Origin of the sequence: Sphingobium sp. MP9-4 (genome assembly GCF_005281675.1) — a bacterium.
GTDB classification, from domain to species: domain Bacteria; phylum Pseudomonadota; class Alphaproteobacteria; order Sphingomonadales; family Sphingomonadaceae; genus Sphingobium; species Sphingobium yanoikuyae.
Genome location: NZ_LUFI01000056.1, coordinates 25,286 through 37,619 on the forward strand (window position 1 = coordinate 25,286; position 12,334 = coordinate 37,619).

Sequence of the window (12,334 nt, forward strand, 5' to 3'; positions counted from 1 at the left end):
AAGCCGCGGCAATCGGGCACAAGCGGCAATGGGAGGGATGAAGGCCATGCGCGGACGAACGGCAATGCTGCTGGCTGCGCTCTGCGCGCTTCCCGCGCCGGCGTTGGCGCAGGATGACGGCTTTCGCGCCCGCCTGCCCGAAGACGAAGTCATCTATTTCGTCCTGCCCGACCGGTTCGACAATGCCGACCCCGCCAATGACAAGGGCGGCCTCAAGGGCGACCGGCTTCAGACCGGCTATGATCCCGCGTCCAAGGGCTTCTACCATGGCGGCGACATACAGGGGCTGATCCGCCGGCTCGACTATATTCAGGGTCTGGGCGCCACCGCCATCTGGGTCGGGCCGATCTTCCGCAACAAGCCGGTGCAGGGCCCCAAGGGGCAGGAAAGCGCCGGCTATCACGGTTACTGGATCACCGATTTCGAACATGTCGATCCGCATTTCGGCACCGACGCGGATTTCGCCGCGCTGGTGAAGGCCGCCCATGGCCGGGGGATGAAAGTCTATATGGACATCATCGCCAACCATACGGCCGACGTGATCCAATATCGCGAATGCGCCGACCGGCCCTGTCCCTATCGCTCGCGCGCCGACTATCCCTATCAGCGGCGCGGCGGCGTGGCCGGCCCGGCGATCAATCCGGGTTTTGCCGGCGACGCCGATCATAGCGCCGCCAATTTCGGCAAGCTCACCGACCCCGCCTATGCCTACACCCCCTTCGTGCCGAAGGGCGAGCAGGCGGTGAAGAACCCGGCCTGGCTCAACGATGTGCGCTATTATCATAATCGCGGCGAGACGACCTATTCGGGCGAGAGTGCGACCATGGGCGATTTTGCCGGGCTCGACGATCTGATGACCGAACATCCGCGCGTGATCGCCGGCATGATCGACATTTTCGGCGGCTGGATCGACCGCTTCGGCATTGACGGTTTCCGCATCGACACGGCCCGGCATGTCGATCCGCATTTCTGGCAGCAGTTCGTCCCCGCCATGCAGGCACGGGCGAAAGCGCGCGGCATCCCCAATTTCCATGTTTTCGGCGAAGTCTATGTCGAGACGGTCGATGCCGGCCCGCTCGCCTGGCACACCCGCGAAGGGGGCTTCCCCGCCGTGCTCGACTTCGCCTTCCGCCAGACCGCGCTGGAAACCGTCGCGGGCAAGGCGGCGACCGCGACCTGGGAACGCATGCTGACCGGCGACGCCCTCTATCAGGGCGGCGCCGCCACCGCGCGCCAGTTGCCGACCTTCGTCAGCAATCATGACGCCGGCCGTTTCGCCACCTTCGTCCGCCGGGCCTTCCCACAGGCGGGCGAGGATGAAGTGCTGCGCCGGGTGATGCTCGCCAACGCCATGCTGCTGACGCTGCGCGGCGTGCCGACCATCTATTATGGCGATGAACAGGGTTTCGTCGGCGATGGCGGCGATCAGGACGCGCGCGAGGATATGTTCGGCAGCCAGGTGGCGAGCTATAACGACAATCGCCTGCTCGGCAGCACTGCCACCACCGCCACCGCGCACTTCGATCCCGCCCATCCGCTCTATCGCGAGATTGCGGCGCTCGCCCGCCTGCGCACCGGCCATGCCGCCCTGCGCCGGGGCAACGAGACGATCCGCGCGCGCGGCGACGAGCCCGGCCTGTTCGCCGTCTCCCGCTTCGATCCCGACACGGGCGCGGAATATCTGATCGCCTTCAACACATCGACCGCGCCGATCAGGGCGCAGGTTCAGGTGGATACCGCCTCCACCGCCTTCGACACCCTTGCCGGCGCGGCCTGTTCCCCGCGCGCGTCCGCGCCCGGCAGCCTCGCCCTCGACCTTCCTCCCCTTGGCTACAGCGTCTGCGCTGTACGGAGCGCTAATCCGCAATGACCGATGCACTGACTCCCTGGTGGCGCGGCGCCACCATCTACCAGATCTATCCGCGCAGCTTCGCCGACTCCAATGGCGACGGCATCGGCGATCTGGCCGGCATCACCGCCCATCTTCCCTATGTCGCCTCGCTCGGCGTCGATGCCATCTGGCTCTCGCCCTTCTTCAAGAGCCCGATGCGCGACTTCGGCTATGACGTGTCGGATTATTGCGATGTCGATCCGATCTTCGGCACGCTCGCCGATTTCGACGCGCTGATCGCCCGCGCCCATGACCTCGGCCTGCGCATCATCGTCGATCAGGTCTGGGCCCATACCTCCGACGAACATCCCTGGTTCATCGAAAGCCGCTCCAGCCGCCAGAATGACCATGCCGACTGGTATGTCTGGGCCGATGCCAAGCCCGACGGCACGCCGCCCAACAACTGGCAGTCGGTGTTCGGCGGCCCGGCCTGGACCTGGGATGCGCGGCGCGGCCAATACTACATGCACAATTTCCTGAAGGAGCAGCCGCAGATCAACCTGCACAATGGAAAGGTGCAGGCGGCGGTGCTGGATATCGTGCGTTTCTGGCTCGACCGCGGCGTCGACGGCTTCCGCATCGACGCGATCAACCATTCGATGCCTGACCCGCAACTGCGCGACAATCCGCCTGCGCCCGAAGACGGCCGCATCCGCACGCGCCCCTATGATTTCCAGATCAAGCGCTACAGCCAGAGCCACCCGGACATTCCGCTGTTCCTGGAAAAGGTGCGGTCTGTGTTCGACGAATATCCCGATCGCTTCACCGTCGCCGAAGTCGGCGGCGATGACAGCGATGCGGAGATGAAGGCCTTCACCCAGGGTGATCACCGCCTGAACACCGCCTATGGCTTCGACTTCCTCTATGCGCCCAAATTGACCGCGCCGTTCCTGAAAGACGCGCTGTCGCGCTGGCCGGCGGAGCAGGGGATTGGCTGGCCGAGCTGGGCGTTCGAAAATCATGATGCGCCGCGCGCCGTCTCGCGCTGGGCCGGCGACATCGACGCCCATGCCTATTGCCGGATGAAGATGCTGCTGCTGGCCTGTCTGCGCGGCAATATCTTCCTCTATTATGGCGAGGAACTGGGCCTGCCGCAGGTCGATATCGCGTTCGAGGATCTGCAGGATCCCGAAGCGATCGCCAACTGGCCGCTGACCCTGTCGCGCGACGGCGCCCGCACGCCCATGCCCTGGACCGGCGCGGCCCCCTGGCTGGGCTTCTCCGATGCCAAGCCCTGGCTGCCGGTGGGGGAGGCGCATCGCCCGCTCGCCGTCGATGCGCAGGAAGCCGACCCTGCCTCGCTGCTCCACTGGACGCGCGAGGTGCTGGCCCTGCGCAATGCCACCCCGGCGCTGCGCAGCGGCACGATCACCTTTCTCGATACGCCGGACGATCTGCTCGCCTTTGAACGGACGCAGGACGGGCAGCAGCGCCTCTGCGTCTTCAACCTCGGCACCGGCCCCGTCGCCTGGCGCCCGGCTGATGCGGACCGCTGGCAGGTCGAACTGTCGACCGGCAGCATCGCCGACTGGAATTTCGCCCCCGCATCCGGCCTCGTCGCCGCCTTCCAAGTTTAAGGACGTTCCCATGACGCGACTGACCGTGCTCGCTCTCCCGCTCATTGCCCTGGCGCTAGCGCCCACCGCCGCGCGCGCCGATGTGGTGGCCAAAGCCGCCTCGCCCGACGGCCATATCACCCTCACCATCAGCCTCGATGGCGAGGGGCGCCCGAGCTATGCCGTGCAGCGCAATGGCAAGCCGCTGATCGCCGACAGCCGCCTCGGCTTCATGTTCACCGACGCGCCCAAGATCGAGCGCAACCTGACGCTCGCCGACAGCAAGCAGGCGAGCAGCGACACGAGCTGGACCCAGCCCTGGGGCGAATGGACCAGGATCCGCGACCATCATAATGAGCTGAAGCTGGTCTTCCGCGAGAAGGGCGATCTCCAGCGCGAGATGGACGTGACCTTCCGCCTGTTCGATGATGGCGTCGCCTTCCGCTACAGCCTGCCGGACCAGGCCAATCTCCATCACGCCAACATCGCCGAGGAGCTGACCCAGTTCGCCTTCGCGCAGGGCGGCACCGCCTGGTGGAAGCCCGCCTATGAATGGAACCGCGAGGAATATCTCTACAACCGCACCCCGCTCGACGCGGTTGGCACCGCCCAGACGGTGATGACGGTGAAGCTGGCCGACGGCACCCATGTCGCCCTGCATGAGGCCGCGCTGGTCGATTATGCGGGCATGAATCTCGCCCGTGCCGAGGGCAACACGTTCCGCGCCGATCTGACGCCGGGGGCGGGCGCCCCCAAAGTGTCGCGCGACGCCGGCTTCTCCACCCCCTGGCGCACCATTGCCGTCGCCGACGATGCCGCCAGCCTTTACATGAACCACATGATCCTGAACTTGAACGAGCCGAACAAGCTCGGCGATGTTTCGTGGATCAAGCCGGGCAAGTTCGTCGGCGTCTGGTGGAACATGATCAAGGGTGAATGGAGCTGGGCGCGCGGCCCCAAACATGGTGCCACTACCGCCAATGTTCGCCGCTACATCGATTTCGCCGCCGCCAGCGGCATCCCCGCCGTGCTGGTCGAGGGCTGGAATGTCGGCTGGGACGGTAACTGGTTCGGCAATGGCAAGGACATGAACTTCTCGCAGCCGACCGAAGATTTCGACGCCGACGGCCTTGCCGCCTATGCGAAATCCAAGGGCGTCACCCTGATCGGCCATCATGAAACCGGCGGATCGGCCAGCCATTATGACGGTCAGCTCGACAGTGCCTTCAAATGGGCGGCCGACCATGGCGAGCAGGTGGTGAAGACCGGCTATGTCACCGACGCCGGCCAGATCGAGCGGGTCGATGCCGATGGCACGAAGCATCGCGAATGGCATGAAGGCCAGTGGATGGTGAACCATTATCTGCGCGTCGTGCAGACCGCCGCCAAATATCATGTCAGCATCGACAGCCATGAACCGGTCAAGGATACCGGCCTGCGCCGCACCTACCCCAACTGGGTCGCGCGCGAAGGCGGCCGGGGCATGGAATATAATGCCTGGGTCGGTGGCAAGAACCCGCCAGAGCATGAGGCGAACCTGGTCTTCACCCAGTTGCTGGGCGGCCCGATGGACTTCACGCCGGGCGTGCTCAGCCTGTCGGGTTCGGAAGGCAGCACGATCCACTCGACCATCGCCAAGCAGCTCGCCCTCTATGTCGTCCTTTATTCCCCGGTCGTGATGGCGGCCGACACGCCGGAAAATTACGCCAAATATCCCGGCCCCTTCCAGTTCATCAAGGATGTGCCGACTGACTGGTCCGACACCCGCGCCTTGAATGGCGAGGTCGGCGACTATGTCACCATCGCGCGCAAGGCGAAGGGCAGCGACGACTGGTATCTGGGCGCGGTCGGCGATGAACAGGCGCGCTCGTCCAAGGTCACGCTCGACTTCCTCGATGCCGGCCGCAGCTATACCGCCGAAATCTATCGCGACGGCCCCGGCGCCGACTATCGCACCGAGGCACGCCACGCGATCGTGATCGAAAAGAAGCAGGTGAAGAAGGGCGACGTCCTCAGCCTCGACCTGGCGCCCGGCGGCGGCCAGGCAATCCGCTTCGTCGCCAGCGGCGGCAAGCGCAAGCGGTGACAGTCCAGTGAACCTCGTCATTGCAAGGGCCGCAGGCCCGCGGCAATCCAGTGGATTGCTTCACCCGGCTATCGCCGGGTTCGCAATGACGAGGCGGCTATGGCCTGTCCTACAGGAAGGCGCTCCTCTATGCTGCGGATTGCAAAAGCCCGGCAGAAGGCAGACTTTCCGATAGGATCAGGCGCTCGCAACTTAATGTCAAAATGTGCGGGAAATGTGCGAAGTTAAGGCGAAGGATGGGGATGGCCGGAATGAATGAGATGGGGCTGGAAACGGGCGCGACGATGTCCGATGGCCGGCCGCGCCAGGGCTTCTGGGGGCTGTGGAATATCAGCTTCGGCTTCTTCGGCATCCAGATCGGCTTCGCGCTGCAGAACGCCAACATGTCGCGCATCTTCCAGTCGCTGGGGGAAAATCTCGACAATCTCGCCTTGCTGTGGATTGCCGCGCCGCTGACCGGCTTGCTGGTCCAGCCGGTGATCGGCCATTATAGCGACCGCACCTGGTGCCGCCTCGGCCGGCGCCGGCCCTATTTCTTCGCCGGTGCGCTGTTCGCGGCGCTTGCCCTGTTCGGCATGCCCAATGCGCCCGGCCTGATGGCCGCCGCGCTGATGCTCTGGATTCTCGACGCCTCGCTCAACGTCTCGATGGAGCCGTTCCGCGCCTTTGTCGGCGACATGCTGGCGAAGGAACAGCATATGGCCGGTTATGCGATCCAGACCGCCTTCATCGGCACCGGCGCGGTGATCGGCTCCTCCACCCCCTGGCTGCTCGACCAGATGGGGGTTTCCAATGTCGCGCCCGCCGGCATGATCCCCGACACGGTGCGGGTCAGCTTCTATTTCGGCGGCGCCGCGCTGTTCCTCGCCGTGCTCTGGACAGTCCTCACCACCCGCGAATATTCGCCCGAGCAGATGGCTCGCTTTGCCCAGGCCAGCGACGCGGCAAGCCAGGAGGCGGCGCCGCCAGTCCCCGCCGGTGGTCCGCTCTGGATCGTCGCCGGCCTTGCCATTATCGCCGCCGTCTGGGGCTGGGCACTGGAAAAGGAGCTGTATCTGCTGGGCGGGCTCCTTGCCGCCTATGGCATCGCCCGCATCGTCGCGCGCACCCTTCATGCGCAGGGGCGGACCGACAATCTGCTCAGCCATGTGGTCGGCAATTTCGCGACCATGCCGGCGATGATGAAGAAGCTGGCGCTGGTCCAGTTCTTCACCTGGTCGGCGCTCTTCATCATGTGGATCTACACGACGCCGGTGGTCGCCCAATATGTCTTCGGATCGGCCGACCCGACCAGCGCCGCCTATAATGAAGGGGGCAATTGGGTCGGCATCCTGTTCGCCACCTATAATGGCGTCGCCGCCTTCGCCGCGCCCTTCCTGCTCCAGCCGCTTGCCCGCCGCATCGGCCAGGCCCGGACCCATGCGCTCGCGCTGACGTTGGGCGCACTCGGCTTCCTGTCCTTCCTGTTCCTGCGCGATGCACAGGCGCTGCTATTGTCGGAAGTGGCGATCGGCATCGCCTGGGCCTCGACCCTCGCCATGCCCTATGCGATGCTCGCCTCCAGCGTGCCGCAGACCAAGCTCGGCATCTATATGGGGCTGTTCAACGCCTTCGTCGTCATCCCGCAATTGCTGGTGGCGACGGTGATGGGCACGATCATGCGCCATTTCTTCCCGACCGAACCGATCTGGACCATGGCCTTTGCCGGCGCCGTCATGCTGCTGGCGGCGCTCGCCACCCTGCGCTGCCGGGACTGACCGACAGCGCAGAGGGGAAGGGGGACTATCAAGGCGTGATGGGTTTTCCGCATCACGCCTTGATCAAGCCCGCGCGGCGTTTGAGCGTTTCAAGCCGCTGATGCGCAGCATCACTGCGGCTTGCAATCACGCCGCCTGGCGTTCGGCCTCGCCGATGATGGCTTCGGCCATTTCGTCGGCGACCAGCGCGGGGGAGCGCTCCTCGCGCTGGGCCTGGTCCAGTATCTGGGCGACACGGCCGCCGATCTGGTCAACGCGGGCGGCGACGCTGGCGCGGTCCTCGCCCAGATATTCGGCCGACACGCTGATGATGCCGCCGGCATTGGCGACATAGTCGGGCACATAGACGATGCCGCGCGCCCGCAGCAGCTCCGCCACATCGGGCGTCGCCAGCTGGTTGTTGGCCGCGCCGCAGACCAGGCGCGCCTGCATCGCCGCCACGCTCTGCGGATCGAGCGCGCCGCCCAGGGCGCAGGGGGCAAAGATGTCCGCCTCGACCGCGGCGATGTCGGCCACGTCCACCACATTCGCGTTCAGCACGGCGGCCAGCGTGTTGCGGCGGCGCGGATCGATGTCGGCGATTACCAGGCGGGCGCCGGCATCGGCCAGGAGGCGGCACAGCGCCGCGCCGACATTGCCGGTGCCCTGCACCGCGACCGTCAGGTCGGACAGTTCGGCGCCCAGCGACTGGCGGGCGGCCGCCTGCATCGCCTCGAACACGCCCAGCGCGGTCCAGGGCGACGGATCGCCACCGGCTGCGCCCTCGGCGACATCCAGCCCGGCAACATGGCGGGTCTGGCTGGCGACCGCCTGCATGTCGGCGACGCTGGTGCCGACATCCTCGGCCGTGACATAGGTGCCACCCAGTTCCTCGACCGCGCGGCCGAACGCCTGGAACAGCGCGACCCGGTCGAACTCGCCTTCGGGCCGGCGCAGCACCGCCTTGGCGCCGCCAAAGGGCAGGCCGGCCATGGCATTCTTGTAGCTCATGCCCTCGGCCAGGCGGCAGGCATCGTCCAGCGCCGCGCCGATATCGGCATAATGCCAGAAGCGGCAGCCGCCGGCGCCCGGCCCGATCGCGGTGCTGTGGATGGCAATCACGCCGTCCAGCCCGCTGGCGGGATCAAGCAGCCGCACCGACTGCATCGGCGGGTTCAGGCGGGCAGGACGGGAAACCATATTCTTCTCCTCGGGATGATGCCGCCTTATCGCTGGTCGCCAGAGAAGAATCTTGCCTGATTTGAAGCCCGATATCGCCAATATGAGGATGAATTATCCTGTCATCGGCGATATGTAGGAAAATATGATCGAACTCGACCATTTCGAGCGGAAGATTCTCCGCGAATTGCAGCGCGATGCCAGCCAGACCACGGCGGAGATCGCGGACAAGGTCGGGCTGACCCCGTCGCCCTGCTGGCGCCGCATCGACCGGCTGGAAAAGGAAGGGCTGATCCGCAAGCGGGTGGCCTTGCTCGACCGGCGCAAGGTCGGCCTCAATGCCCAGGTCTTCGCCCAGGTAAAGCTCAACGCCCATGGCCGCGCCAATCTGGACGAATTCAGCGCCGCGATCGGCGGATTTCCCGAAGTGCTGGAGGCGTTCGTGCTGCTCGGCACGATGGATTTCATGCTGCGCATCGTGGCCAAGGATATCGAGGCCTATGAACGCTTCTTCTTCGAACGGCTGAGCAAGCTGCCCGGCGTCCAGGAGATCAACTCGACCGTCGCCCTGTCGGAAATCAAGTCGACCCACGAACTGCCGATATGACATGGCGGCCGGTTGGGACCGGCCGCCACGCCTCACATCTTATTTGCGCTGTGCCTGGCTGGCGTCGCGGGCCGCGCGGAATTCGCTGTCGCTCGACCAGTTGGGCCAGTCATGGCCGTCGGCGACGCGGCGACCGACATTGTAGAGCAGGGTCATGTCGCCCTCCCAGCTGCTGGTGTTCCAGCTGTCGTCATACTGGTCGGCCGGCTGGTGATAGCGATCGCGGGTATAGATATCGCCCAGTTCCTTGCCTCGCGCCGCGCCGCCATTCACCAGTTCGCGGCCCGGATTGAACGAGATGGCGGGCACGCCGCGCTTGGCCATCGGGAAATGGTCAGAGCGGTAGAAGCTGCCCGCTTCGGGGCGCGCATCCGGCGTATAATGGCGGCCCAGCTTCTCGCCCTCCTGCGTCAGCAGGGTCAGCAGGTCCAGCTTCGCCGCGCCGGAGATGGAGAAGTTCACCGTCTTCTCGGCGGCGAAGGGGCCGTCCATGTTGATGACGCCGGCCGTGGTCGCCAGCGGGCGCAACGGATTGTCGGCATAATATTCCGATCCCAGCAGGCCCTTCTCCTCGGCCGTCACCGCCAGGAACAGCACGCTGCGCTCGGGCTTGGGGCCCTTGGCATAGGCACGGGCCAGTTCCAGCAGCGCGGCGGTGCCCGACGCATTGTCGCGCGCGCCGTTATAGATGGTGTCGCCCTTCGCGTCCGGCGCGCCGATGCCCAGATGATCCCAGTGCGCCGAATAGATGACGGTCTCGTCGGGATATTTGCTGCCCGGCAGGATGCCCGCGACATTGTGCGAGGTGATGATTTCCGACTTCACCGCATAGTCGGCGCTCATCGTTGCTTTGAGCGTTATGGGCTTGAAGTCCTTCTTGCGCGCAGCCGCCTTGGCCGCCTCGAAATCGACGCCCGATGCGGCCAGCAGCTTGGCCGCCAGATCCTTCTGGATCCAGCCTTCCATCTGGGTGTGCGCGCTCTTGGGATCGGCGCGGACGATGTCGAACATGGTGTTGGTGTTGCTGTTCTTGACCGTCGCCCAGCCATAGGAGGCCGGCTCGCTTTCATGCACCACCAGCACGCCGGCGGCGCCCTGGCGCGCGGCTTCTTCATATTTGTAGGTCCAGCGGCCATAATAGGTCATCAGCTTGCCGCCGAAATCGCCTTCGCCACCCTCGAAATCGGGGTCGTTGACGAGCACGACCATGATCTTGCCTTTAAGGTCCACGCCCTTGAAATCGTCCCAGCCGCGTTCGGGCGCCTTCACGCCATAGCCGACGAAGACCAGCGGCAGGTTCGCGAACTTGACCGCCGACTGGCCGGTCTCGGCCGCGCGCACGGCGATTTCCGTGCCCTGGGTCAGCGGCTGGGCCGCGCCGCCCACGGTCATCGACAGGCTGGGCGTGCCGGTGATGTTCGACATGCGCAGCGGCACGTCCTGGAACCATGTGCCCTTGTCGCCCGCGGGCTTCAGCCCGGCCGCCGCCATCTGCTTGGCGATATAGTCGATCGTCTTGGTCTCGGCGCGGGTCGCCGGGCCACGGCCTTCAAACTCGTCGCTGGCCAGAATCTTGATGTCGTTGACGATGCGCGCGACGTCGAACTGCGGCGCGGTCGTGGCCGCCACGGCCAGGGCGGAAGCGGACAGCAGCCCGGCACAGGCCAGCGTCCGCCAGGCGGCGCGGGAGGCACGGGACAGCGGCGACATCGTCATGGGTAACTCCTTATCTCTCTTGGATATTGCGCGGCGCGAGTCAGCGGCCGGCAATGCGAGGGGATAATGCCCATGCGACGCCATATGTCGATATGGCGTGGAATTTTAGGTCGCCGCCGCCATCCGCAAGGGGACGGCGGCGGCGCTCTTGTCACACCAGCTTGTTGGTGCGCACCAGTTCGCGATACCAGTCGGCGCTGAGCTTGGGCGTGCGCTTCTGGGTCTTGAAGTCGACATGGTGGATGCCGAACAGCTTGGTATAGCCATCCTCCCACTCGAAATTGTCCATCAGGCTCCAGACGAAATAGCCCTTCACCGGAATGCCTTCGCGGGTCGCGCGCTGCAGGTGGGTGAGGTAATTGCGCAGATACATGACGCGGTCGGTGTCATAGACCTTGCCGTCTTCGGCCACCTTGTCGTCCGCCGAGCAGCCATTTTCGGAAATGTAGAGGCCCTTGGGCTTCCAGTTCTCGCTGATCGCGCGCATCCCCCAATAGATGACCTCGGGCGTGACATAGAGCCAGGGGGAGGGCATGCGCGGCGCCTGACCCGGATGGGGCAGAATCTTGTAGCCCGACGGCGCACTCTCGTCGGCGCGGACGGTGTTGCCGGTATAGACATTGACCGACAGGAAATCGAGCGGCGCGCCGATCAGCTTCATGTCGCCTTCCTTGACCACCGGCGCATCCTTGCCCTGCGCGGTCAGGTAGCTGTCGATGTAGCGGCCTTCCATGATGGCGGTGAGGAACATGGCGTTCTCTTCGCGCACGGCCTTCTTCACCGCCTCGATATGCTCGGGCGTCTCGATCGCGGGGACATAGATGTTGGGATTGTCGGCAATGCCGACCTGCGTGCCCGACTTGGTCGCGGCGCGGATCGCCTGCACGCCCAGGCCATGGGCCAGCACGCCATGGTGGCGCACCTGGTTCACCTCCTTCATCGGCAGCTTCAGGCCCGGCGCCTTGCCACCGGTCATGTAGCTGAGGTCGGTGAAGCAGCGCAGCTCGTTGAGCGTCATGAAGTTCTGCACGCGGTCGCCCAGCTTGCCGGCGGTATAGCCGGCATAGTCGGCAAAGGCGTAGCTGGTGTCGCGATTCTGCCAGCCGCCCGGCAGGGCATGGGGCAGATCCCAGTGGAACATGGTGACATGCGGGGTGATCCCCGCCGCCAGCAGCCCGTCGACCAGACGGTTATAATAGTCCAGCCCCTTGGCATTGGGCTTGCCCCGGCCATTGGGGAAGATGCGCGACCAGGCGATCGAGAAGCGATAGGCCTTGACGCCCAGCGCCTTCAGCAAGGCGATATCGTCCTGATAGCGGTTATAGCTGTCGCAAGCGACGTCGCCGGTGTCGCCATTGGCGACCTTGCCGGGCGTGTGGGAAAACACGTCCCAGTTGGTCTGTCCGCGGCCATCCGCGTTCACGGCACCCTCGATCTGATAGGATGCGGTGGCGCAACCCCACAGGAAGTCGGAGGGGAAGGCGAGGCTGCCCTGCGGCGCGCCGGCGGCCGCGGCTGCGGCCTGCGCGTTCGCACCGGTGCTGCCGGCCAGGCCCGCGCCCA

Annotated in this window: 8 protein-coding genes; 5 read left to right on the plus strand and 3 right to left on the minus strand. The window is 65.4% G+C overall.

Going from position 1 to position 12,334, the window contains the following annotated elements; translation table 11 throughout:
• Nucleotides 1-46: 46 nt before the first annotated feature.
• The 4 genes from A0U87_RS17925 to A0U87_RS17940 all read left to right on the plus strand — a co-directional run bounded on the left by A0U87_RS17925 (nt 47) and on the right by A0U87_RS17940 (nt 7,290).
• On the plus strand, nt 47-1,870 hold the full coding sequence (locus A0U87_RS17925) for an alpha-amylase family glycosyl hydrolase (RefSeq protein ID WP_048937668.1): 1,824 nt from the start codon (nt 47-49) through the stop codon (nt 1,868-1,870).
• Nucleotides 1,867-3,468, plus strand: coding sequence for an alpha-glucosidase (locus A0U87_RS17930; RefSeq protein WP_048937615.1), 1,602 nt, complete (start codon nt 1,867-1,869; stop codon nt 3,466-3,468). Before A0U87_RS17925 ends, A0U87_RS17930 begins: the two co-directional genes overlap by 4 nt.
• Nucleotides 3,469-3,478: 10 nt before the next feature.
• Nucleotides 3,479-5,533, plus strand: coding sequence for a glycoside hydrolase family 97 protein (locus tag A0U87_RS17935; protein ID WP_048937614.1), 2,055 nt, complete (start codon nt 3,479-3,481; stop codon nt 5,531-5,533).
• Nucleotides 5,534-5,784: 251 nt separating this feature from the next.
• A complete protein-coding gene (locus tag A0U87_RS17940; protein ID WP_048937613.1) occupies nt 5,785-7,290 on the plus strand; it encodes an MFS transporter in 1,506 nt (501 codons plus the stop codon).
• Between the two features lie 126 nt (nt 7,291-7,416).
• Here the strand turns inward: A0U87_RS17940 and A0U87_RS17945 are convergent, their stop codons facing one another.
• Complete coding sequence (locus tag A0U87_RS17945; protein ID WP_048937612.1) at nt 7,417-8,469, minus strand: Glu/Leu/Phe/Val dehydrogenase dimerization domain-containing protein; 1,053 nt, start codon at nt 8,467-8,469, stop codon at nt 7,417-7,419.
• A 124-nt stretch (nt 8,470-8,593) separates the two neighbouring features.
• Between A0U87_RS17945 and A0U87_RS17950 the strand changes: the two genes are divergently transcribed.
• Nucleotides 8,594-9,055: an Lrp/AsnC family transcriptional regulator gene (locus tag A0U87_RS17950; protein ID WP_004208390.1), complete on the plus strand. Its 462-nt coding sequence runs from the start codon at nt 8,594-8,596 to the stop codon at nt 9,053-9,055.
• 39 nt (nt 9,056-9,094) lie between these two features.
• Here the strand turns inward: A0U87_RS17950 and A0U87_RS17955 are convergent, their stop codons facing one another.
• Together A0U87_RS17955 and A0U87_RS17960 are read right to left on the minus strand one after the other, a co-directional pair.
• Nucleotides 9,095-10,771, minus strand: coding sequence for a M28 family metallopeptidase (locus A0U87_RS17955; protein ID WP_017500712.1), 1,677 nt, complete (start codon nt 10,769-10,771; stop codon nt 9,095-9,097).
• Nucleotides 10,772-10,922: 151 nt separating this feature from the next.
• Nucleotides 10,923-12,334 (minus strand): GH1 family beta-glucosidase (locus tag A0U87_RS17960; protein ID WP_137405828.1); only part of this gene is annotated, 1,412 nt, incomplete at its 5' end.